This is a genomic window from Lachnoclostridium sp. An138, assembly GCF_002160765.1.
GTDB lineage: Bacteria > Bacillota > Clostridia > Lachnospirales > Lachnospiraceae > Laedolimicola > Laedolimicola faecalis.
This window is the reverse complement of record NZ_NFLF01000003.1, coordinates 17,241-40,655: the sequence shown is the minus strand read 5'-3', so window position 1 is coordinate 40,655 and position 23,415 is coordinate 17,241. Positions and strand designations below refer to the sequence as shown.

Annotated in this window: 20 protein-coding genes; 3 read left to right on the top strand and 17 right to left on the bottom strand. The window is 39.7% G+C overall.

Annotated elements, in window-relative coordinates; translation table 11 throughout:
• Positions 1 to 291: 291 nt before the first annotated feature.
• Positions 292 to 1,509, bottom strand: a complete 1,218-nt coding sequence (locus B5E82_RS03325; protein WP_087305978.1) for an O-antigen ligase family protein — start codon at positions 1,507 to 1,509, stop codon at positions 292 to 294.
• A 225-nt stretch (positions 1,510 to 1,734) separates the two neighbouring features.
• Between B5E82_RS03325 and B5E82_RS03320 the strand changes: the two genes are divergently transcribed.
• Entirely contained in the window at positions 1,735 to 3,162 is a 1,428-nt protein-coding gene (locus tag B5E82_RS03320; RefSeq protein WP_087305977.1) for a sugar transferase, read from the top strand.
• A gap of 83 nt (positions 3,163 to 3,245) precedes the next feature.
• Here the strand turns inward: B5E82_RS03320 and B5E82_RS03315 are convergent, their stop codons facing one another.
• The 13 genes from B5E82_RS03315 to B5E82_RS03255 all read right to left on the bottom strand — a co-directional run bounded on the left by B5E82_RS03315 (position 3,246) and on the right by B5E82_RS03255 (position 17,164).
• Positions 3,246 to 4,019, bottom strand: coding sequence for a WecB/TagA/CpsF family glycosyltransferase (locus tag B5E82_RS03315; protein ID WP_087305976.1), 774 nt, complete (start codon positions 4,017 to 4,019; stop codon positions 3,246 to 3,248).
• Positions 4,020 to 4,025: 6 nt separating this feature from the next.
• Positions 4,026 to 5,144, bottom strand: a complete 1,119-nt coding sequence (locus tag B5E82_RS03310) for a glycosyltransferase (protein ID WP_087305975.1) — start codon at positions 5,142 to 5,144, stop codon at positions 4,026 to 4,028.
• Entirely contained in the window at positions 5,141 to 6,370 is a 1,230-nt protein-coding gene (locus B5E82_RS03305; RefSeq protein WP_087305974.1) for a glycosyltransferase 87 family protein, read from the bottom strand. Before B5E82_RS03305 ends, B5E82_RS03310 begins: the two co-directional genes overlap by 4 nt.
• Entirely contained in the window at positions 6,342 to 7,553 is a 1,212-nt protein-coding gene (locus tag B5E82_RS03300) for a glycosyltransferase (protein ID WP_087305973.1), read from the bottom strand. Before B5E82_RS03300 ends, B5E82_RS03305 begins: the two co-directional genes overlap by 29 nt.
• Positions 7,554 to 7,584: 31 nt before the next feature.
• Entirely contained in the window at positions 7,585 to 8,631 is a 1,047-nt protein-coding gene (locus B5E82_RS03295; protein WP_087305972.1) for a glycosyltransferase family 4 protein, read from the bottom strand.
• 5 nt (positions 8,632 to 8,636) lie between these two features.
• A complete protein-coding gene (locus B5E82_RS03290; RefSeq protein WP_087305971.1) occupies positions 8,637 to 9,515 on the bottom strand; it encodes a beta-1,6-N-acetylglucosaminyltransferase in 879 nt (292 codons plus the stop codon).
• Positions 9,515 to 10,108, bottom strand: a complete 594-nt coding sequence (locus tag B5E82_RS03285) for an acyltransferase (RefSeq protein ID WP_087305970.1) — start codon at positions 10,106 to 10,108, stop codon at positions 9,515 to 9,517. Before B5E82_RS03285 ends, B5E82_RS03290 begins: the two co-directional genes overlap by 1 nt.
• A 68-nt stretch (positions 10,109 to 10,176) precedes the next feature.
• On the bottom strand, positions 10,177 to 11,724 hold the full coding sequence (locus tag B5E82_RS03280; RefSeq protein WP_162610692.1) for a lipopolysaccharide biosynthesis protein: 1,548 nt from the start codon (positions 11,722 to 11,724) through the stop codon (positions 10,177 to 10,179).
• Positions 11,725 to 11,744: 20 nt separating this feature from the next.
• Entirely contained in the window at positions 11,745 to 12,770 is a 1,026-nt protein-coding gene (locus tag B5E82_RS03275) for a glycosyltransferase family 2 protein (protein ID WP_087305968.1), read from the bottom strand.
• Between the two features lie 21 nt (positions 12,771 to 12,791).
• Entirely contained in the window at positions 12,792 to 13,676 is an 885-nt protein-coding gene (locus B5E82_RS03270; protein WP_140393075.1) for an alpha-1,2-fucosyltransferase, read from the bottom strand.
• Entirely contained in the window at positions 13,657 to 14,709 is a 1,053-nt protein-coding gene (locus B5E82_RS03265) for a glycosyltransferase family 2 protein (protein ID WP_087305966.1), read from the bottom strand. Before B5E82_RS03265 ends, B5E82_RS03270 begins: the two co-directional genes overlap by 20 nt.
• A gap of 32 nt (positions 14,710 to 14,741) precedes the next feature.
• Positions 14,742 to 15,920: a glycosyltransferase gene (locus tag B5E82_RS03260; RefSeq protein ID WP_087305965.1), complete on the bottom strand. Its 1,179-nt coding sequence runs from the start codon at positions 15,918 to 15,920 to the stop codon at positions 14,742 to 14,744.
• Between the two features lie 38 nt (positions 15,921 to 15,958).
• Positions 15,959 to 17,164, bottom strand: coding sequence for a hypothetical protein (locus B5E82_RS03255; RefSeq protein WP_087305964.1), 1,206 nt, complete (start codon positions 17,162 to 17,164; stop codon positions 15,959 to 15,961).
• 288 nt (positions 17,165 to 17,452) lie between these two features.
• Between B5E82_RS03255 and B5E82_RS03250 the strand changes: the two genes are divergently transcribed.
• Together B5E82_RS03250 and B5E82_RS03245 are read left to right on the top strand one after the other, a co-directional pair.
• Positions 17,453 to 17,800: a hypothetical protein gene (locus B5E82_RS03250; protein ID WP_330398238.1), complete on the top strand. Its 348-nt coding sequence runs from the start codon at positions 17,453 to 17,455 to the stop codon at positions 17,798 to 17,800.
• Positions 17,801 to 18,025: 225 nt separating this feature from the next.
• On the top strand, positions 18,026 to 19,222 hold the full coding sequence (locus tag B5E82_RS03245) for an IS256 family transposase (RefSeq protein ID WP_087305963.1): 1,197 nt from the start codon (positions 18,026 to 18,028) through the stop codon (positions 19,220 to 19,222).
• Positions 19,223 to 19,432: 210 nt separating this feature from the next.
• Here the strand turns inward: B5E82_RS03245 and wecB are convergent, their stop codons facing one another.
• The 3 genes from wecB to B5E82_RS03230 all read right to left on the bottom strand — a co-directional run bounded on the left by wecB (position 19,433) and on the right by B5E82_RS03230 (position 23,396).
• Positions 19,433 to 20,527 (bottom strand): non-hydrolyzing UDP-N-acetylglucosamine 2-epimerase, encoded by a 1,095-nt coding sequence (gene wecB / locus B5E82_RS03240; protein ID WP_087305962.1) that lies wholly within the window; start codon positions 20,525 to 20,527, stop codon positions 19,433 to 19,435.
• A complete protein-coding gene (locus B5E82_RS03235; RefSeq protein WP_087305961.1) occupies positions 20,524 to 21,546 on the bottom strand; it encodes an acyltransferase family protein in 1,023 nt (340 codons plus the stop codon). The genes wecB and B5E82_RS03235 overlap by 4 nt, the downstream gene beginning before the upstream one ends.
• 527 nt (positions 21,547 to 22,073) lie before the next feature.
• Complete coding sequence (locus B5E82_RS03230; RefSeq protein WP_087305960.1) at positions 22,074 to 23,396, bottom strand: nucleotide sugar dehydrogenase; 1,323 nt, start codon at positions 23,394 to 23,396, stop codon at positions 22,074 to 22,076.
• Between the last annotated feature and the right edge of the window lie 19 nt (positions 23,397 to 23,415).

The following is a 23,415-nucleotide window of genomic DNA, read 5'->3' as shown; positions in this document are numbered from 1 at the left end:
CTCTGGTTCTTCTTCACAAGTTATAACTGTATTTATACTCTAACTGTCTGGTATCGTCAAGCTAATTTTGCATTAAGAAAACTCACGCAGGACAGTTATTTCCTATTTTAATGTGTATTAATACGCTCCCAATATATTGATATACTGCCCCTGCGGGGATTTTTTATCCACATTATGATGGCCGGCAGGAGAGCTGTCAGAACGTCATAAAAAACGGAGCCGCCTTTTACCGGAAGGAAAGCATGGCAAAACCGGGATAAAAGGCAACGGAAAAGGGGATGACCGCTGTTGTCATCCCCCCTGTACTCTCCGCTCCTGTCCCTTCCGCATAATCAAATAGATAATCAGGAACAGCAGCCCCATCTGCAGACTCATCATGGAATAGTCCATGTCAAGCAGAATCAGGAGCGCCAGCCAGGCACCCGCCAGCAGGAAGCTTCTGCCCTTCACCAGGGTATAAATAACGATGCCCAGGAAGAGAAGGGTGAAGCAGATACCCACCGGAATGGAGAAGCGAAGCATCTGGTTGAGGAAGACATTGTGGGCGTTGTTGACCATGAACCAGTCGTATACCTGGATCATAGATGTACCGAAGCGCATGCCCCAGCCCTGGGGGTATTTCAGGATCGTCTGCCAGACTGCCTGCCAGATTGGCACACGGTCGCCCAGCGTCATAAGATTACGCTCCGACAGCACCTCCCAGGCCACTGCCGCAGCCGCAGCCAAAAAGACAGCCCCAACCGCAAAATGCCATTTTTTCGGCCGGAACTCTTTCCAGTTCACCTGATCCATCACCCCTCCTGCAATAATCAGGAATACTCCTGCAATTCCGGTCCAGGAATGGGTCAGATACAGACAGAACAGGAGCACCGCCGCGCTTAATGCAAAAGTCACCCTGTTTTTGAATTTCTTCCGATAGGCCACAAAAAGTGCCAGAAAAGCAACCAGCATCAGCGCGTACTCACTCTTATGGCTGTAGATCCAGTAATGTCTTGTCTCGTAGAAATTATCCGGAAGTTCAAAAAGAATAAACTGATTGTTGCAAATCAAAAGATTCGTATATCCCAGCAGATAATAGATAATGCTGCCTACGTTTGAAATAACAATACAGCGCATCAGAAACAGGATATTATCATGTTTTCCTCCGTCCAGTCTTGCCTGAACCCCCAGCAGCACTCCCATGAACAGGAACGCCACTGTATTATTAATCTGCTCCCAGTACCATCCCAGGTATTTATGGTTAAAATACAGGGAAAGGATATTATAAAGCAAAAGCCCTCCCAAAAACAAGGCCCCCGCCGCCGACAGACGGAGCAGCTTCTTCCGGTTCCACACAAGCTGCAGCAGCATATAGAGCACCAGCATAAAATAAGCCCAGGAAAACCCTGCGTAATAGGCGCTCTGATATACATCTGTGTAAGGACTGTAAAAAGCAGGAAACAGCAGCATCAATACAAAAGCGCTCTTTAATATCCAGGAATCTATCTCATGTTCTTTTAACCAGTTCATATAAAACTCCTCTCCTGGCATCCGTTTACAGACACCAGATGTCTTATCCGTCTATTATAGACCAGATACGGTTCGGGGACAAGGGACAATGTAGGCAAAATTGCCTATATAAAATTTGACAAGCCCTGCTGAATCTTTTATGATTAGGATAACGCCGGCGCAATGAAATCAGCACACAGGCACTGCGCCATATGAACCCGGATTTTTCTTAGCAGGAGAATAATCATGTCAAACAACCGTCAGAAACAGCGGCTTATTCAAAATTATACCCTACTTGCAGTAGAATGCTTTTGTATTCTTCTCTCCTTTGCTCTCGCCGTCCTTACCAGAGGTGTAGAGCACAGTTACAGCACCTATTCCAGGACCTACATCACAACTATCGCCTGGATTTTGTTCTTTCATCTGCTGTCTTATTATCTTTTTGACTGGAATATAAATTTTTTCAAACGGGGATACTATATAGAACTCATTGCCGTCTGCAAATACAACCTTGTGCTGATCTTCTGCCTGAGCTTTTTCCTGTATGTAGCCAAGCTGGCAGATGATTTTTCCCGGCTTGTTTTTGTCTATTTCTTTCTTTACAATATCGTCCTGACCTATATCGGACACCTGCTGCTGAAGCAGTTTTTTACACGAATATACCGGAAAAGCTCCGGAAGCGATAAGATGTTCCTGATCACCACCTCCGATTCCGCCGGGCAGGTTCTGGCCAAACTGACCGCCTCCCCCGAATGGAGCTTTGAAGTAGCCGGCATAGCCCTTCTGGATCAGAACCAGGCAGACAATCAGGAATTGATTCAGGGAATCCCTGTCGTCGCCGGGCGGGAAGACCTTTATGAGCAGCTGAAAACAAAAGTCATAGACGAAGTTTTCATCCATCTTCCCAACTTTTCCAAGAGTGACACCGAAGAACTGATTATCCGTTTTGAAAGCATGGGCATCACGGTTCATGTAAACATTGATTACTTCAACAACGTCATCGCCCATAAAACAACGGAATCCTTCGCAGGTTTCACCGTGCTTTCCTATGAGGCCAGCACCTTCGACTACCGTCGTCTTTTCATAAAACGTATTATTGATATCATTGGTTCTCTCGTGGGGCTCCTGATAACGGCAGTCCTTACACCCTTTATCGCGCTCGCCATCAAACTGGATTCTCCGGGGCCCGTTTTCTTTGCTCAGAAACGTGTCGGCAAAAACGGACGCTATTTCCGCCTGTATAAATTCCGTTCCATGTACGTCGACGCTGAAGAACACAAAAAGGAACTGATGGAGCAGAACGAAATGGAAGGCCCCATGTTCAAGGTGGAAAATGATCCCCGCGTGACGCGGGTGGGAGCATTCTTACGCAAAACCAGTCTTGATGAGCTGCCTCAGTTCTTCAACATCCTCATCGGCAATATGAGTCTTGTTGGAACACGTCCGCCCACAATAGATGAATTCAGGCAGTACGACCTCTACTACCGGCGCCGTCTGAGCATCAAACCTGGCCTGACCGGCCTCTGGCAGGTCAGCGGAAGAAGTGATATCACGGATTTCCGGGAAGTTCTGAAACTGGATCTGGAATATATTGACAACTGGTCTCTGACTTCCGACATCCGGATTCTATTGATGACAATCTGGGTCGTGATCATGAAAAAAGGAGCGCGGTAATGACTTGAGCCAGCCTTTAATTGTCAGGTAGTAAAACTGACATTTAAGGACTGGCTCAAACATCTTCATACCGCGCTCCTTTATTATGTTGTCTTTTTTCTGTAATTTCGGTTTTCCCGGCCTATCAGCCACAGATACTTTGTGTTCGTCACCAGATACCGTTTAAACAGACGCACAGGGTCCTGAAGCAGCCGGTACAGCCATTCCAGACTGCATTTCTGCATCCAGAGCGGGGCACGCTTCAGCGTGCCCGCATGGTAATCAAAGCCTGCTCCCACACCTATCATAAGCCCCCGCACTTTTCCCTGATGCGCAGCCATCCACCGTTCCTGCTTGGGCGCTCCGAGTCCGATCCAGACAAAATCCGCCTTCGCCTGATTGATTCTGTCGATATCCTGCCTGTCCTCTTCCGCAGTCAGCGGCCGAAACGGCGGCGAGTACATGCCCGCTATTATAATTCCGGGATATGCCTTTTCCAGTGCTGCGCGAAGCAGCTGAAGCGTATCCTCCGTACTTCCGTAAAAATAATGCCGCCAGCCCTTTCGTGCCGACAGAAGGAAAATCTCCCTCATCAAATCCGGCCCTGTCACACGTTCTGCTTCCGCAAAGCCCCGCTTCCGGCAGGCTACAGACAGGGGTTTCCCGTCCGGCAGAGCGATCGCCGCTCCATTCTGCACCATCCGGTAATCCTCCTCATCATGGCTCATCACCGTGGTATGCACGTTTGAAATGCAGATGTAAGAGCCAGACAAATCCTCAAGATGTGCGTCCAGATAGCCTATCGTTTTTTTCATATTGGTGACCGCAATATTTACTCCCAGAATACTGCAAGTCGGGAATGGTCGTCTTTCGGACATTTCCGGTTATCCTTTCTTTTCTGTCTGGCTGCCTTCCGCCAGTCTCACTGCCTCCATGAATCCCTTGCTTACTTCCTTGAAGCGGAACCTCTCAAGATGCTGAAGAGATGCTCTTCCCATTTTTTCCGATCTGGCTGGATTTTCAAGAAGCTTCTTCAGATAATTGTGAAACTGAACCGTATCATAAGGATCTGTGATATATCCATTGACTCCTTCTTCTATCAAATCGCTGCTGCCATCTGCATACTGAGAACATACAACCGGAAGGCCGGCACACATGGCCTCCAGAATTACCAGCGCAAAGCAGTCCTCTCTGGTAGGCAGTACAAAAATGCCGCTCTTCTGATACTGCTCACGCAGTTCCTCCAGCTGCAGATAGCCAAGGAACTCCACTTTATCTGAAATATGCAGTTCTTCCGCCAGCCGCTTCAACCGCTCTTCCTCCGGCCCGGAACCTGCCAGCGCCAGTGTAAACGGAACTTCCATGCCTTCCAGCGCCCGGAACAGAAGATCGACTCCCTTTCTCTCAATCAGGCTTCCAACGCAGAGCAGCCTGTTCTGCTTTCTGCCGGCAGGCTTCACCTTGTACTTCTCCAGATCTACCGTAAGGAAACTGACAAAACAGCGTGCCGGATCTGCGCCATAGGCAATCTGAGCTTCCCTTGATTTGGTACTGCTGCCGATATACGATGCGGCATGCTTCACCACATAATGTCTCAGTTTTTTCTGCAGGCCGCTGATATTCCGCTCTGAATAAAGTGTTCCGTCCGTCCAGCTCACATAAGGCACATGGTAACGGCTGCAGTATTTTACCGCCTGCAAAATCGTCGGATTATACTCTGAACCAACTACTGCCGCCGGCTGAAGCTTTTTCAACACCGCAGCCACTCCTTTGGATATATGAATATATTTCGTATCATACCGCCGCGGGATTTTCAGGGTCCAGGAATCCAGAAAATGACTGTTGCGCATTTTGCTTTCATCTATTTCCCAGGCGCGGTTATCCTCGTTCCTGCTGGCATAAAGGATGTGAATTTCATAGTCCCTGATATTTTCCTGCAGGTAGTAAAAGAAGTCTACACGGTAGGGTGATGGGATGTTTGTGATGATTACAAGTTTTTTCATGTGGGAACTCCGTTTAGTTCGTTCGGGACTGTCTCCGTCAGGATATTGCTGCGCTGAATTCCCTGTTTCAAAAGCAGATAGGTTAATAAAACGTACGCAGCCAAATTGCAGACAGTAAGAATGTAATAGGGCACCTGAATCGTCCAAAACATCATGCCTATATAATTGATAATTGTTACGCCATTCATAAGAACAGCTGCGGCAAAACTGCCCATTCGTTTATCTGAAAAAGCATAGCACACCACAAATATTTCAGCCGCAAATCCATACCGCTCATGCATAGCCGGCAGAAACATTACACAGGTAAACAAACACCATGTGGAAAACAACAACAGATCTTTCTGTTTATCCACAAACCTTTTTTTCACCGCATATGTGCATCCCACCGCCAAAATCAGCATCGTCAATATTATTGCCATTTTCGAGAAATTTGCATAAGCTTCCGGCTCGCTTCCCGTTTTTTGAAAAAAATAATACACATTTGGATAACTTAATGTCAGCCAATTATAAAGCGTTACCTGATCTTTATATATCCGCAAAATAGAATCAAAGCTTCTTCCCATCAGCAAAGCCGGGATAGAAGTCAAAAGCCACATTCCAGGCCACCAGAGAAAATTAATGATTGAAAATTTCTTTTTTACTACATAATACACTAAAAGCACCGGCAGAAAAAATATAGCCTGTAGTTTAAAACAAAAGGCAATTCCAAAAGCAATCATTGCCAGAGAAAATTTCTCTTTAAGAAGGAAACAGACGCTCAGCAGCACAAAAGCAGTGTATGAAAAATCACACTGCGCCCATACGGCTGAATTAATAAAAACATTCGGGAGCGCCAGAAGTACACTGTATATCATTACACTTGTAATATTAGCTAAGCCCTTTTTATCCTCTCTGCACAATAACACCGCCAAAAAAGCGCCAAAAAACTCAAACAGAAAAGAGAGACTCTTAATTAGCGTGATCGGCTCCAGGGGAATATACGTCAGCAGTGCCATCAGGAAAAGATATAATACATTGTAATTTCCTATGCTTTGCCCTAATCCTCTGATTCCTCCGGCTTCTTTCAATTCCTCAAACCATGGTCCCAGATAAGAGATATAATCCGGGCTTTCCCACTCAATAAACTGCCATCGTATTGCCAGAGCAGCTATAGTAATAAACCCATATAAGAACCATATAATATTCTTTTCAAAAAAATCAAGAACACGTCTCTCTATCGCACTCATACTGTTCCCCCACATGATCATATATTAACTTCAGCATTTCGTAATTCTCTTCCGGAGAATATAATTTCTCGTATATTTCTTTCGTCTGCCAGCAGTCGATCTTCCAGGCTTCTCTCACAGCTCTTCGCAGATCTTCTGCATCCCCCGGCGCGAACCGGATTCCCGTCTCTCCCGGGACCACCATAGCTCCTGCATTTCCCAGATCACTGGCCAAAACAGGCGTTCCTGCCGCATAACTCTCCAGTATTACCATCGGCTGTCCTTCATACCAGAGCGCAGGCATTACCAGGCCCCGGGATTCTGCCAGCAGCTGCAGAACCTCTTCATGTGGAAGCAGCCCCATCATCCGCACCTGGCTCATCCGGTTTTCCTGTATATACTTCTCTATCCATTCCTTTTCAGGACCGCTGCCGCAAATCAGAAGTTCTATGTCCGGAATTTCCTTCCACGCTTCCAGCAGCACACGGACACCCTTCAGAATATCCAGACGCCCAATATAAATATACCGTGCTTTTTTCTGCACCGTTCCTGTCTCCGGCTCCCATACAAAGTTTGGCTTTACAAAGATACGCTCTTCTTTCACCACACACCTGCTCTTTCCGTTCTGATTTAACAGCAACAGTTTTTCTTTGTTGAAGTCGGTCAGGCAGATATAAAACAGCCGTCTGTATGTTCCCAGCATTCTGTTCAGCTTCAAAATTGCCGCGCTTACTAAGGTCTGCGCCTTCGAACCACGGTAACAGCTATGGCGCACCGCACAGCCAAGTCCCTTTTGAACACAGTCCTCACAGATTTTTCCTTCCCTTACAAAAGTTGCCGCAGGGCATAAAAAGCGAAAGTTATGTACCGTCTGTACGACCGGCACTTTACAGGCAGAAGCTGCATAATATACTGACGGACTTATCAGGCTTAATGTATTATGCACATGAACGATATCTATCTCTTCCTCACGAATCAGGCGCTTTATATCCCGGTAAGTCCGAAGAGAAAAGAAAAATGACAATGGCAGAAACAGCTTTTTCCAGAAAGACAGGGTGTCCAGTTCCTGATTCGAGCGGCTGTAAAAAGCCACATGATGTCCATGCTCTTCCAGAAGACGTTTTTCATTGGCTGCGACGGTATCTTCTCCGCCAGGAATTTTATAATAATTGTGAACAATCAAAACATTCTGCTTTCTGTCCATATGCAGTCCCTTCTTGAAAACACCGGAAAACTCAGCCTTTCTTTTGAACTACCTCCCGGTATATCCGGAGATACCGTTCTGCAAACAGCTCCGGACTCAACTCTTTCTGCATCTGATATGCTGTTTCATCATAGACGCAGGGATGTGTTAATGCATATTCTATACAGGCCGCAAGCTGTTCCACATTCTCACTCTCAAACGTATAACCTGCGTGTGAACTCTGAAGCTGGCTTCCCAGACTTCCATGCGATGGGCCTATGATTGTCTTTCCAAGATAAATGCCTTCACACATCGGTCCGCTTGCTCCATCGAATTCTCTGCGATAGGGAAGTACGATAATATCTGATTCTACAAGAAACTCTTTTACTTCCTCATCACTTAAAAAACGAAGGCATAAACGTACTTTATCTCTGTATTTCTCCGTGTGGCTGACAATATAATCTTCATCGAAATCTTCCGGTTTTCCTGCTATCACAAGTTGAAAAGGAGCTTTCACATCCTTAAGAGCTTTCAGGAGGATATCAAGCCCTTTATCATGCCGGGTTCCTCCCAGCGCCAGAAGCACAGGCGGATCATTTCGGTGCCCTCCGCTTTCCATCGGCGGCAGATCAAGAAAACAGGGATAGGGCACGCACTTCACATTTTTGCAGCCGAAGCCTTCCGCTCTTTCACAGATAGTTTCTGTGTGAAATACGCCTGCGTCTGCATACCGCAGCATTCTTTTCATGCTGATTTCCCTTGCTTTTCCCTCAAAGAAATGGTGAAACGTTATTACCATTCCTGAATCTGTAAATCGCGCAAGACCACGGCCCATATTCCGCATCATGGTATCTCCATCCAGGAAATGAATGATGTCCGGTTTCTCTTCTGCGGCAATTCTGCGAAGTTCCTTCATCCAGCGTCCATACTCCTCAAATCCACGGATAGAGCCCGTTCCTGCTTTGCGTACACGGCCTTTTACCTTGCCTGTATCTTCCGGCAGCACTGCAAAGCTGTCACCAGATACTGCCTGCAAAAGATAATTCAGATAAATCAGGTGATGACCGTCTACACTGGCATCTACGTACATGATTTTCATTTTATTTAAAATCCTTCTTTTCTGCGCAACACTTCAAAAACCTCTTTATGCTCTTTAGATACCTTCCTTGCAAAAAAGGCATTTGTATCGCATAGCTTATCTATATCTGTCATATCTAAAAATGCAGGATTTCCTCTGTCTCCCCACTCATCATAAATAAGAGGATCATTTATCACTTTTGAAGCATATCTTGAGCCCATTATAATATTCTGAAAGAAAAACTCTTCTCCTATACTACAATATTTTAACTCTTTTATATACTGTGGATTTTGCTTTACATAATCTAGTACATACAAAACAACCTGTCGGGGTAAGTGACAATAAATATAGCCTTTATAATCCATACGAATTCCCGTGCGTAGCTTCATTTTCCTTTGAAGCGCTGCTCCCCATCCCTCTATCCTTTTCCACAATTTATGATTTTGTCCTCTTAAATTATATATATGCTGAAAAAAATACGCTGTGTACCTATAGTCAAATTCATAAAATGACTGTCCTGTATTTTTTTTAACTTCCATAAATATACTCTCAGGGTTCTGTTCGAAAAAATCTATCAGTTTCTGGGGATTTTTAATTAGTATAGTATTAGCACTTATTATATGAAAAAACTGCACTTCATCTTCAACTGCCTTTTGAAGTAATGCTAAAATCGCCAAGATATGCTTATAGCTTCCCCAATTAATTTGGTATTGTGATATAGCAAATACATTGTTCCATCGATTTAATTTTTCCACAGCTTCCTGAGCCTGAGAACATTTTTTATCAACATGAACATAACAGACAAAATTTGACGAATACGCTTTACAAAGCTCTTCTAAATAATCAATTTCCTGATATGCTGTTATTATCAATGCATGTTTTCTTTGTTTCATTATATTTTCCATCAATTCTGCCTCCCTACATCACGAAACTTTTTTATACACCTTGCTGGATTACCTGCCCATACTTCTCCATCAGGTATATTTTTCGTAACCACAGCTCCAGCTCCAACAATGCTTTTTTCTCCTATAATTACACCCTTTAAAATCATTGCCTGTGTTCCTATGAAAGCACCTTTTTTGATTATTACCGGTGCCGTGTTGACATCCTGATCTTGTCCATGCACTCGTTCTTCATAATCCAAAGAATGAAAATCTGTATCAAATATTTTACATCCTGCTCCCAGCATAACTTCATCTTCTATAATAACTGTATTATGAGCTGAGATGATCGCATGTGACATTGCCACATGATTTCCTATCTTTAAAGCAGCTCCGTTCATTACCTGAAAAACAGTCCTGTCCCCGCCTATCGGGTTAATTGCATAATGGGAATAAATTGTCACATTCTCACCTATTTCTATTTTTCCGCGACCCTGTAGTAAAATACGCCCTTCAATTCGCAGTTTTTTCCCATAAACCACATGCTTAAAGTGAAGCCAAAATAAATTATAGATTTTATTAAATATATTTTTAGGAATATTCATTCTTTGCAACATACGCTGCCTCACTTTTCCGTTTCTCTACATTCTTTTTCTTTTATTAATATGCTATCATTTTATTCCTACTATAGCTTAAATTTTTCTACAATTATTTTACGGAGCAAATGTACATAATACTGAAAATATTGGTTTCTACACATTAACAATGCAAGAACCGCATTAATTCCTATACCACAAATCAAAAACCGAACAACCAAATATAATATATTAATCGGCATTTGTGAAAAGCATCCATCCAAGCATATAGTAATAACCACCAATAACGCCATCCACAGAATGTATGTACCAAAATAATTCCGTATTTTTTCTTCAAACACCTTTTTATATAAAAGATAGGGCTCTCTCCACCAAACCGTAAACAAAGAACTTATTATAGTCCCCAAAAACACTCCGGAAATCCCCATTTTCTGAGCTAAAATAATCGATATCACCAAATTGAGAGCAGCCTCTATCAATGGCCGCGCTTTATCATATACAAACATCCCTGAAGCATTACTAAAGGAACCATTAACGATTCTACTGGAATATAGGAAAAAATTCAGACATAATATAAATACAATATCTGTTGAAAACAATAACTCTTGTCCCCAGACAACTTCTATAAATGGATTTAAGAGCAAATACAAAGAGCTTGTACAAAAAACGCTAATCCACATATTGGCAAACCGCAGTTTCTTATATAACTGGTACCGCTCTTTGTTCTCTACAGACAGGGCATGATTACCTATGGATGCCGTAAAACTTCCCAGCAAATTATTCATCACATTTTGAATAATCTGAATAATCATATAGTAATTAGAATATAATCCAACAGCTACAGTTCCTACATACATTGACATTATTATGTTATCTGTGCTGTTAACAACTGTAGAGCCTATTCTATGACATAACATTGCTCCTGTATCTTTGTAAATCTGCAAAATCTCGTTTTTGCTTAATCTCGTTTTATTATGAAAAATATCTGAATATGTGTGGCTTACATAAATATAAATCCAAATATTTCCCAGAAGATTTACAATGATCCCTATCATCAAAACTAAAGTATAGTTTCGTGTAAGATACAAGACAAGTATAGATACTCCGTACCGCAGACAGGTAAAAACCATTTGAACTGCAGTATTTATATATCCTTTCTGATCTGCGTCAAGCAAAGCCTGTCTATATGCAAACATATAGCTGGTTGCACTCTGCAGAATATATAGAGCATAAACAACATACAAATTAATATCATCAGGGATTTCACTTGTATCATGAATAATATATGGCAAAAAAGGAGCCAGTGCTACTCCTACAATGATAATTATTATTGCCATTAACTGGTAAAAGCTCTTGTAAAAGTGCATGAGCGCAGCTGTCTGAGAAACATTCTCTTCTTTTATTGGTTTATAAAGGCGGAATATTATAACGCTCCCTATTCCCAGTTCTGCCAGAGAAAAAATTTGAATAATATTGGTGAAAAGCCCATTAATCCCTAAATATTCAACCGAAAGCCAATAAATAAATACTGTTCGATATATAAATGCCGCTATATTGGATATAATCTGATTTAACATTCCCATGCCTGATAAAAGCATGGCATTTCTCTTTCTGGATTTTTGGTTAAATTCCGACATTCTTTCCTCTCTTCTTATACTCATCGATCTTTATGCTTCACCACAGACTTTATCCGGCGTTTAATTTTTTGCAATATTGTTCCAGCGATAATACCATATCTTATATAATCTTTATACTTATAATTATGACACTGTTTCCATAGTTTACGTTCTTTGTATAGTCGTGAATATAAACACTTTTTTTCTTGCTTATTCTTCAAATTTATGCAAATATTTAAAATTTCGCAGTATTCAGACAGCATTTGCTGAACTACTTTTTCGCGTGCTGATTTAGAATATTTTTTTTGTGCTTCGCTGTCTGAATTAAAATATACGGCCCATTTACTGTAAACATCCAATCTTCCCATTGCTTTCGACAAAGAAAAGGTTTTTGAAATTGAACAGTCATTTACCATATAATAATAATACCCACAATATCCATGACATTTAATCTTATCTGTAGTAATCATAGCATGATAAATAAAATCACTATCTTCACTCCAGATTAATTTGGGGTCAAATTGGAGCTCATTTTTTATCAGAAAGTTTCGTTCCGCCACTATCAGCCATGTAGAACCCGGCAAACGATTAGTCCCGTGTGTAACAATGTCAAGGAATTCCTTTCCTGACATATTTCTAGATGTATCTAAATCTTCTGGCATTTGAAACAGCACATTTTCGAGAATCTCTTTTCCTGTGTCAACATAATGACAATTCATAAAACAAAGCTCAGGGCTTTCTCCTGATGAAAGCGTACCCGACAACTTTTCAAGAAACAGCTCTGTAAGATAATCATCCGCATCAACAAAAACGATATACTTTCCCATCGCTTCTGCTATTCCACAGTTTCTTGCTGCAGATGCTCCCTCATGTATTTTTCGTATATATTTAAATCTCTTATCCTCTGAAGCAATTTCCTTACATATCTCAGAAGACGAATCTAATGAGGAATCGTCTATAAAAATTACTTCATAGTCATTTACAGTCTGATTTTGAATACTCTTAGCGCAACGCCATATAAAATTTTGGGCATTATATACCGGAACAATGATACTGAAATATGGCATTTTCTCCTCCACAGCCTCCGGCTACATTCTGATCCATTCTGGACACCAAATATCCGATGTTTTTTCTCCATTAAACCATTTTCCAGGAGAAATCACTTTTTTATTTTTATTCTGATTCAGCCATGCTCCCCACCAGCTAAAAGAGCTATTTGCTATTATATTATGATTGCATTGGCTCATTAAATACATATCATACCAATCCTCATAATCTGAAAAAAAATCTTTTTCCACAACAACCGCATTATACTCCCTAAATGCTTTTTGAACCCATTCCTTATCATCCGAAAATACATAAAAAACTGTTTCAGGATTTTTCTCACAAAAAAAATCCATCGCTTTTTTATAGTAATCCATGCCGCAAATTCCCCCATAAATATCAGGGAAATTAAGATAATCCCCTCTGCGAACATGTACACTAACTGAATTATCTCTTATTTTATCAGCATATTTTTTAAGAGAGCTGTCAGCAACTTCGAATTGAAAGTCTTTTAACAATTCTTCTCGTATATCAGAAAAATATTTTTCCGTTTGCCAGTATCCATCTAAAAAACCTTTCTTCAGAGAAAATACACGTTTATCAAAAACCCCGTTTTCCTTCTCCGAAGTATAATCCCGTTCCTGCCACCAAAATGCAGCTATCACTTTATCTAATATATTCTTTTTATTCTGAGCTGCTAAATAATAAGCGGCCTCTTCATCTTTCACTAATTGTAATGATATTTGAGGAAAGACATCACACAATACAAACGGCATACATCCTTCCCTCTCAGTATAAGCACTTACATCAGCACAAACCTGTTTACCCAGATGTTTCTGTTTACAATACATTGCATACTGAAACATCTGATTTCCTAAACCACCTTTAAATCTAATTATTAATTTATCTTTATATTTTCCTGATTTCACGGTACATACCTTTTATTATATTTTTTATAGTTTTTCTATATCTTTCAAAGAAAAAATGTCGTTGCAGTTTTCCATATGCTTTATCTTTTAGTGCATTTACCACAAATCTATCTGCTCCTTTTATATCATCACATTCAAATTCACAGATTACTTTGGCAAAACTGTTTTGACTGCATATCTCTTCCACATTGCGACGCGCCTCTGCAATATTTTTCAAAAATAGAAGCTCCTTGTTTATACCCATTAAAAGCAGAAACATTTTGTATTGAACCAGTTGTTTTCCCCAAATTATCTCATTGTTTTGATCCCAAAACCTAAATAACCGCTCTATCTTTTGCCAATAATCTGCATCATACATTTGCGCCAGCGAATTTGGCACATATCGATAATGATAAAATGCTTTATCACAAATGCAAACACTCTCAGCATTATATAAACAAAAATAAGTACAAGCAGCATCCTCACCAAAAGTCAGTCCTTCATCCACAAACTCTACTATCTCATTAAACAATTCGCGTTTAAATATCTTACTCCAAACTGACGGCCAAATTCCAAACTCAAAAAACTCTCCGGTGCAAAGCATTCTAGGATAAACCTCTTCCCGAAGTCTATCTTTATTATATATGCCTGCTTCAATTTTATTTCCATATTCAATTGTTTTCTCAGGGAATTCCTGTTTATACCCAAAAGCAAGTATATCGCTTTTGTACTTTTCTATCTTTTCAAAAGCATATTCGAGCCAGTTCTCATCAATCCAGTCATCAGAATCTATAAAAGCGACATAGTTCCCTGACGCTTTACTCACTCCTGTTTTACGTGCTATCTGAGGCCCCTCGTTCAGTTTATGAATTACTGAGAAGCGTGAATCTTCCCGCACAAAATCATCACAGATTCGAGGACATTCATCTGGTGAACCATCATCAACCAAAATGACTTCAAAATCCTGAAATGTTTGCCTTTTGAGGCTATACAAACAATCCCTGATATAGTCCTGAACTTTATATACCGGTATAATAATCGAAAAATACGGCATTTTATTAGCTTCCTACTATAAATGTATCAATATCAAATTAAAAGTTTCTGAAATTGCTTTTCTCCCACAAATTGTAACTCTTTATTCAAAAGACCTTCTTTTAATCTCTGCAACTCCTTTGGCTGCTCTATTAAATATTTTAACCCTGCCAGAATATCTTCTTCGTTGTTATTGACTATCAAACCGTCTATACCATTAACTATCTGTTCCTTTGCAGAAGAATAATTTGTAACAACAGGTACCAAACCTAAAATTTGTGCTTCCGTGACTGAAACAGGTTTCCCTTCAAAATATGATGGCAAGAAAAAAATATCACATTTTTTTTCATATGGAAACGGATTATTTTTCGCTCCAAGCAGCGTAATGGTACTGCTTAAATCTTTTTCAATTATCATCTGCTCTAAAGCTGTATAATCAGAGCCTTGTCCAACTATATACCAATGAAATTTCGATTCATATCCATTTTGGACAAGATTTTCTATTACATTAACTGCTCTGTCCAGTCCTTTCGACATAAAGTCAATCCGACACACCGTGATGAGATTTACCTTTCCTTTAGCTACAGAAAATGCAGTTTTCTCATCTGCCTGCTTTTTTATCATCTGTACTGACGGAAAGTTTTCGACAACCTCTGTTTTATATTTCCATTTAGGAAAATACCGATCAAATATATCTCTGCATTCCTTAGAAATGAGTACAATCTTGTCCAGTTTTTTTAAAGTTTTATCTTCATATTTTCGCAAAAGCCCTAATTTTTCGTAATCTGTATGAATCCAGGCAATTTTACGTCTGGCAGTTACTTTTTCAGCGAGATAATACATAGGCCAAAATTCTAAATATGAAAATGCAATATCATATTCCTTTTTCTGAGCAACGCAGTATCTTACGTTGTCTCGAGATCCAAACTGATCCGCAATCCAGGGATTATTTTCTCTTCTGGACAAAATCCTGCCTTTAACAGCATTTACACAGCTAACAGGAGAAAACAATTTACGTAAATACAGTTTTTTTGTACTTGTATACTTACAGGCAAAAGGCAAAATTCTCACTTGTGAAGGCAAATAATCAATCAGTTCTCCAGTTTTTTCATAGAATAGAATGTCCACATTATAACAATTATAATCTATACTGTTCAATACAGAAAGCAGGCTTGTCGTACTGCCTCCTATCATCATATAAGGATAAATAAACAGAAGTTCTTTCTTCTTCATGACATCTCCTTATCAACTCACGAGCTATCCCTACAACCTTAATTCTCATTTTTTACTAGTTGCCGAAGTATCGCTACTATCATAACATAGAACAAAATATATTCACTCGCACCTTGCCCTCCAATTTCCATAGACAGATACGCTACAACTGCACTCATCAATGGTATTACCAGGAATTTAAGCCGTATATTGATTTTAGGATTTATCGCACATTTAATCACTGAAATAATCATAGAAATATTAAAAATCATCCATAAAATAAATGTAAAGATTCCTGTATCATTTGCTGCCTGAAGCCAATAATTATGCACACAGCTGTGGCCTGCCGGATACATCGTTCCTCCACCTTTCCAATGGGAAGGCAGCTTACAAATAGCATCCCATATCATTTGGAAACGAACATTTCCGAGAATTCCACCGTCTCTGGTGGTAAAATGAATAAAAAATGTTGATTCCCGCACCCCACCCACATTACCTATGATTATGACCAGGGCGGCTGCAATAACTAATACTATTCCTATACATAATATTTTTATCTTTTTTCGATCATGTCTGTTTAGATATAGAAAAAGTACCGCACTAACTGCAGCTACAACTACGGTAACCATTAAAACCATTCTGTTATCTACTAAAATTTGAATATAGTTTTCTATGCCTATCAAAATACATATCACTCCGCCTTGTACCCATTTCTTTTCTGCAAAACAATACAAACCATATCCCAATAACCCTACAATAAAGATACCCCAATAACTAAACTCTGTAGCATAGCGGGCAGAATGCGTCCAAAATTCATTCCAGCTTCGCCCACCTGGGAAAAAGCCATCCTGAACATACACTATATGATTTAATATACTATATACAAAGGTTCCAAAGCAAACGGCCAGTAGTAAGCCTTCTATTTTTATCTGCTTCTGTTTCCAGCTTAACTGCCTGCATAATAAATACATCAAAACAGGCGGCCAAACTGCATCTTTGAAGTGCCAATTTTGCCAATATTCCGTACCTGAATAATAGTATTTAAATATCAATCCGTATAGAATCATTGTGCATAACAAAACAATAAATTCTAAATCCAACTCTAGTCTGCGATTAATTATTACTGAAATTATCAACAAAATTACAGCCCACTTAGTAATATCTTCTTCAACATATCCCTGGAAATGCATCGCGATTAAAAAGAGCATTATTAACCCTGCAAAATAAAATATCAAATTTACTGTTTTTTCCACTTTTTGAACCATACTTTCTCCCCATATACTCTTTTTAATGCGTTTCTTTGATCATAAATGTTTAATAAAACCGTTCAACAAAATTTTATTTGCTTCTCTTTCTCCATTAGTTATAGCTGATTGAGTATTCCGGGCGATTCTGAACCACCATTCCGGAAGTACAGTACTGCGAATCCGCCTTGATGGATACCGCAATTCCGAGCATCGGATACTGGCATTCCGGTCAAATGATACTGCTTTCCTTTATAATGTATCCATGCGCTTTGAAGCGTAAATACATTATAAAGGAGGTCATCGTTTATGACCAAATATCGTGAGATTGTCCGGCTATCCGGATTAGGTCTCAATCAAACTAACATTACCCTCAGCTGCAATGCATCCAAAACAACTGTCAACAAGGTGCTGAAGGCAGCAAGAGAGCGGAATCTTTCATGGCCGCTGGACCCTAAACTGACAGATCCAGTCTTGGGCAAGCTGTTATTTCCTGAGTCGAAAGCAAAACCTTCCACATCAAAGCGGATGCCTGCAGAACAGGTCGAAGTAGATTGGGCTGGAGATCCGGCACACATCATTGATCTGGATGCCGGAGAAATCCTGGATGCTCACATTTTCGTAGGAGTCATGACCTACGCCAGTACCCATACATAGAAGCATTCATGGATCACTGCTCATGTCCATCTGTACGAGTACTTTGGCGGCGTTGCTAAGATTCTCGTGCTGGACAACTGACGTACTGCCGTTGATCACAATAAGAGCTGGAGATAACGTATAATTAATTTCGCAAAATCAATTTCATAAAAATAGACATGGTCTATAGCCGTTTGGTAAAATTAAGTCACCACAACCAAATTTATCAAAGGAGGCTATAGAACCATGTCTGATAAGATTATACAGCTAAATGAAGACTTAATAAAGCATGATTTAAAGGATCTTGTCCGTAACAGTGTCGAAGAAACATTAAACGCCCTGCTCGATAAGGAAGCCGACGAATTAGTCAACGCTGAAAAGTATGAACGCTCCTCTAACCGCCAGGGATATCGTTCCGGCCATTATAAGCGAAATCTCCACACTACCGCAGGGGAGGTCGAACTGAAGGTTCCTAAACTGAAAGGGGTTCCTTTCGAGACTGCCATTATCGAAAGATACCGTCGCAGAGAATCTTCCGTGGAAGAAGCTCTTATTGAGATGTATCTGGCTGGTGTTTCTGTCCGACGCGTGGAGGATATCACCGAAGCCTTATGGGGAACGAAAGTATCCCCTGGAACCATCAGCAACCTGAATAAAAAGGCTTATGAGCATATTGAAACCTGGCGTACCCGTCCGCTTTCCGGGGACTATCCCTATGTTTACGTAGATGGTGTTTACCTGAAACGTAGTTGGGGCGGCGAGATCCAGAACGTTTCTGTTCTCGTTGCCATTGGCGTTAGTCAAGATGGCTGCCGGGAAATCCTTGGCGCTGCGGAAGGGATGAAAGAGGATCGTGAAAGCTGGCGTTCTTTCTTCGTATGGTTGAAAGAACGCGGGCTTACTGGTGTACGTTTGATCATCGGCGATAAGAATCTCGGTATGCTTGAAACCATTCCGGAAGTCTTTCCGGATGCCAGATATCAGCGCTGTACGGTTCATTTTTACAGAAATATATTTTCTGTTACCCCCCGTAACAAGATGAAAACGGTAGCGCTTATGCTCAAGGCGATCCATGCGCAGGAAAGCAAGGAAGCCGTCCGTGAAAAAGCAATCCAGGTAGCGGAGAAACTCCGGGCCATGAAGCTTGCTAAAGCTGCCAAGAAGGTAGAGGACGGAATCGAAGAAACCTTGACCTATATGGATTTTCCTACGCAGCATTGGACCCGGATCCGGACCAATAACGCTATTGAGCGCCTCAACCGTGAGATTAAACGCCGTACAAAAGCGATCGGTGCTTTTCCTGACGGGCAGAGTGCCTTGATGCTCGTATGTGCCAGACTGCGTCATGTAGCAGCAACCAGTTGGGGAGCCAGACGCTATATGAATATGGATCATCTTTTCAAATCAGAAGAGGATCTGCTGTCTGATATCATAGCCGGCTGACTACCGGCTGCTAAACGGCTAGGTTTTGATTTTGTGAAAAACTATTGACACTATCGACATTTTAATCACCGCGCTTAGACGGATAATCTCCGGCCGGGTTCCCACAATAATCAGAAGCTTCAGCTTCCCGTTGTCTTTTAAATGAATTCTACAATAATCTGCGCGGATCTCGGTTTGATTCCCACATTAATCTTCATTTCTTATCATATTTTATTCAGATTCTAAAATATTAGCAATTCGCTCACAAGCATGACCATCACCATAGGGATTGCTTGCATGTGCCATCGCATGATAGGATTCGGAATTTTCCAATAGTTCTTTAAAATTTTTATATATCATTTCTTCATCTGTTCCAACTAATTTTAAAGTACCTGCTGCAATTCCCTCAGGTCGTTCAGTTGTATCACGCATTACCAAAACCGGTTTCCCAAGGCTGGGTGCCTCTTCTTGTATTCCTCCACTATCAGTTAGTATTAAAAAACTTCGTGCCAAGAAATTATGGAAATCCAAAACATCAAGTGGTTCAATGATATGAATTCTGTCACAGTCTCCCAATTCTTCTTTTGCTGCCTGTCTAACAATCGGATTCATATGAATAGGGTAAATCGCTTTGATATCTTGGTGTTCATCCATAATTCGACGTATTGCCCGAAACATATGATGCATAGGGTTTCCCAAATTTTCTCGCCTATGAGCTGTAATCATAATCAATCTACTATCTTTAGCCCATTCTAGTTCCTGATGAGAATAATCTGAACGAACTGTAGTTTTTAAAGCATCAATCGCCGTGTTCCCGGTAACATAAATGCTCTTAGGATCTTTGCCTTCACGAAGCAAATTCTCACGAGATATATTGGTGGGCGCAAAATTGTATTTCGCAATAATTCCGACTGCCTGCCGGTTAAATTCTTCCGGATAAGGAGAATATATATTATAAGTCCGCAATCCTGCTTCTATATGTCCCACTGGGATCTGTAAATAGAAGCATGCCAATGCAGTTACAAATGTTGTAGAAGTATCTCCATGGACTAAAACTATATCCGGTTTAACTTTCTCAAGTATTTTTTTAATACCATTTAAAATATTTGTCGTAATGTCAAAAAGCGTCTGCTTTTCTTTCATAATTGATAGATCATAATCAGGAACAACAGAAAACGCTTCTAAAACTTGAGCCAGCATTTGCCGATGCTGACCAGTAACACATACAATTGTTTCAATCCCCGAATGATTCTTTAACTCATTAACCAAGGGACACATTTTAATTGCTTCAGGTCGTGTACCAAATACTAACATTATTCTTTTCATACTTTATTTCCCTCATGTTTGTATACTACCCTAAATACTTCATTCGCTAAAAAATATAATATAAGAGCTGATAATAGAATAAATCCACATGCGAGCGTTATTGCTATTATAGGAGAATCTATAACTGAACAAATTGAAAAATTCCCTAATATAAAAATCTGATGTGTTAAATATATATAATACGAATATTTATCAGATTTTTCCAAAATATAATGTTCAAGTGAAAAGCAATTTATTTTTTGATAAATATAACGCAATAGAAACACCAAGGATATCCCTAACAACACATGTGCATAATCACAAAATTTATTATATATAGTTTGCATTATAGGTGATAAATTCAATTCTATAAAATAGTCACATAAAATCTGAAAAAAATTAAAAATAATCGCACATACACAAACTATTATTTTGACACAATTAAGTAACAAAGAAAAATCGCTGCTTTTTTGTAATTTCCCCATCCATAATCCCAAAAAATAACAAATCATCCAAGCAGAATTGTAATATGTCGCAAATCGTTCAAAGAAGAGTACCCCCCCCCCTATTAATACTACAATTATTCCCAAAATCATATGTGTTTTAGATTTTTCTAAGCATTTTAGAATCTTATTCACTAACGGAGTCATAATATAAGCCAATAAAATATATGCAACAAACCACAAATGGTGAAGTCCTATAAATTTCCCATAACTATGCAAGGTAAAAATATTTACTAAATCTATAAAATTTGCATCTGATGTAAAACCGAACCAAAAAATACATGCTATTGTAACTAAAATATAATACGGAACTAATAATTTTAAAAACGATTTTTTAATTCCTTCAAACCAATTTGTTTCTTCTCTATTGGCATGTAGTAGTCCAGAAATAAAGAAAAACATTTGTACTCCAACATTAAACCAAAAAGCCAACTCATTTTGATAATATTGAAAAAAATGACAAGTAACTATAAAAATCATTGCCGTCATTCTTACAAATGATATCGAATAATCCCATTTTTGTTTTCCTTTAATCATATATCTAACTCTCTTTCACTAAATAAATCTTCCTTGGGTATTTCAAGTGCTTCCCTTCATATCGGAAACCAGCGATTCAGTATAAAGGGAACCTATATTCCGGATCCATAGAAACCGCAGTTTCTTTAAAATATATTTTTGCGTCGATTGACATAAATACATTTTAAGGAGGTCAGTTATTAAGATCATATATCGAGAAATTATCAGACTTTCCAATCTGAATCTCGGTCGAATGAACATTGCACTTAGCTACGGCTATCTAAAAAGGTTAATAAAGTTTTAAAAGCTACCAGAGAAATCTCATAGTCTCTTAACCCAAACCAGATCAATGCATTAATTGACCTGCTGCTGTTCCCGAATAAGGAACTCCTCTGAGCAAAATATCTTGAGGAACGTTATCTCTCCGAAGATAAGCCACTTATGTCCGCACAGTTCTGTTATTACATCCATGGGCTACCATTTCCGATGCTATCCAGTGAAACAAACAAGCATAACTTTTTTCATTATATTTCACCCTCGATTTGTAATTATAATCTCCAATATCTATACCCTAATTGTAATGCTTCCCTTTTATCTCTGATGCCTTTGACATCAATTAAAACTCTTTCTTTTGCTTGAATGTTTTTATCATACAACCCTCTGATGTTATCCCAACTCATTTCCTTGAAAACATCATGAGCAACCGCTAAAATAATACAATCCGAATCGGAAACTTCATTAAGAGGTGTGAGTGTTACATCATATTCTTTTAACGCATCCTTTTCATCTGCCCAAGGGTCCACAATAACCGGATCAATTCCATATTCTTTTAATCGTTTAATGATATCTTCTACTTTGCTATTCCTTATATCTGGGCAGTTCTCTTTAAATGTCAAACCCAAAATGACAATTTTAGATTTCTTAGGAGCCTTCCCTGCTAATATTAACTCTTTTATAGTAGCATCTGCTACGAAAGCTCCCATACCATCATTCACTTTTCTTCCTGCTAAAATAATCTGACTATGATACCCTAATCTTTCGGCTTCATAAGTAAAATAATAAGGATCTACTCCTATGCAATGTCCTCCTACTAAACCTGGCCTGAATCCTAATGCATTCCATTTTGTATTCATACCATCCACTACTTCGTTTGTGTCTATTCCCATACGATCAAATACCATTGCAAGCTCATTCATAAACGCTATATTAATATCTCTTTGACTATTTTCCACCACTTTAATAGCCTCTGCTGTCTTAATGGATGATACGGGATAAGTTCCAACTTCTATTACTAGGTCATATACCTTCTTAATCTCTATTAAAGTTTCATCATCCATGCCAGAAACAATTTTTCTTATATTTTCCAATCTATGAACTCTATCTCCAGGATTAATCCTTTCAGGAGAATATCCCACTTTGAAATCCTTACCGCATTTCAATCCAGATTCTTTTTCAAGAATCGGAATACATATATCTTCCGTTACGCCAGGATAGACTGTCGATTCATAGACTACAATAGACCCCCGAGTTAGGTTGCTTCCCAATAACTTAGAAGCATTTTCAACCGGAGATAAGTCTGGCGTGTGATCCTGGTTTACTGGAGTAGGAACCGCAACAATATGAAATTTAGCTTTTTGAAGTTCTTTTTCATTATCAGTAAAAAGAACTTTTGTACTTCTTATTACTTCATTTCCTACTTCATTTGTAGGATCAATCCCTGATTTGTACATGGATATTTTTTCCTTATTTAAATCAAAACCGATAACTTTTACCTTTTTAGCAAATGCAACAGCAATAGGCATTCCCACATATCCAAGTCCAACCAATGATATACTTTCTTCTCCATTTACTATTTTCTCGTAAAGCGACATATTTAACCCTCCATTAAAA

What these genes read in the sequence shown, in the direction of transcription:
- B5E82_RS03325 (WP_087305978.1), bottom strand. Translation starts at nt 1,509, where the DNA reads ATGAACTGGTTAAAAGAACATGAGATAGATTCCTGGATATTAAAGAGC.
- B5E82_RS03320 (WP_087305977.1), top strand. Translation starts at nt 1,735, where the DNA reads ATGTCAAACAACCGTCAGAAACAGCGGCTTATTCAAAATTATACCCTA.
- B5E82_RS03315 (WP_087305976.1), bottom strand. Translation starts at nt 4,019, where the DNA reads ATGTCCGAAAGACGACCATTCCCGACTTGCAGTATTCTGGGAGTAAAT.
- B5E82_RS03310 (WP_087305975.1), bottom strand. Translation starts at nt 5,144, where the DNA reads ATGAAAAAACTTGTAATCATCACAAACATCCCATCACCCTACCGTGTA.
- B5E82_RS03305 (WP_087305974.1), bottom strand. Translation starts at nt 6,370, where the DNA reads ATGAGTGCGATAGAGAGACGTGTTCTTGATTTTTTTGAAAAGAATATT.
- B5E82_RS03300 (WP_087305973.1), bottom strand. Translation starts at nt 7,553, where the DNA reads ATGGACAGAAAGCAGAATGTTTTGATTGTTCACAATTATTATAAAATT.
- B5E82_RS03295 (WP_087305972.1), bottom strand. Translation starts at nt 8,631, where the DNA reads ATGAAAATCATGTACGTAGATGCCAGTGTAGACGGTCATCACCTGATT.
- B5E82_RS03290 (WP_087305971.1), bottom strand. Translation starts at nt 9,515, where the DNA reads ATGGAAAATATAATGAAACAAAGAAAACATGCATTGATAATAACAGCA.
- B5E82_RS03285 (WP_087305970.1), bottom strand. Translation starts at nt 10,108, where the DNA reads ATGTTGCAAAGAATGAATATTCCTAAAAATATATTTAATAAAATCTAT.
- B5E82_RS03280 (WP_162610692.1), bottom strand. Translation starts at nt 11,724, where the DNA reads ATGTCGGAATTTAACCAAAAATCCAGAAAGAGAAATGCCATGCTTTTA.
- B5E82_RS03275 (WP_087305968.1), bottom strand. Translation starts at nt 12,770, where the DNA reads ATGCCATATTTCAGTATCATTGTTCCGGTATATAATGCCCAAAATTTT.
- B5E82_RS03265 (WP_087305966.1), bottom strand. Translation starts at nt 14,709, where the DNA reads ATGCCGTATTTTTCGATTATTATACCGGTATATAAAGTTCAGGACTAT.
- B5E82_RS03260 (WP_087305965.1), bottom strand. Translation starts at nt 15,920, where the DNA reads ATGAAGAAGAAAGAACTTCTGTTTATTTATCCTTATATGATGATAGGA.
- B5E82_RS03255 (WP_087305964.1), bottom strand. Translation starts at nt 17,164, where the DNA reads ATGGTTCAAAAAGTGGAAAAAACAGTAAATTTGATATTTTATTTTGCA.
- B5E82_RS03250 (WP_330398238.1), top strand. Translation starts at nt 17,453, where the DNA reads ATGACCAAATATCGTGAGATTGTCCGGCTATCCGGATTAGGTCTCAAT.
- B5E82_RS03245 (WP_087305963.1), top strand. Translation starts at nt 18,026, where the DNA reads ATGTCTGATAAGATTATACAGCTAAATGAAGACTTAATAAAGCATGAT.
- wecB (WP_087305962.1), bottom strand. Translation starts at nt 20,527, where the DNA reads ATGAAAAGAATAATGTTAGTATTTGGTACACGACCTGAAGCAATTAAA.
- B5E82_RS03235 (WP_087305961.1), bottom strand. Translation starts at nt 21,546, where the DNA reads ATGATTAAAGGAAAACAAAAATGGGATTATTCGATATCATTTGTAAGA.
- B5E82_RS03230 (WP_087305960.1), bottom strand. Translation starts at nt 23,396, where the DNA reads ATGTCGCTTTACGAGAAAATAGTAAATGGAGAAGAAAGTATATCATTG.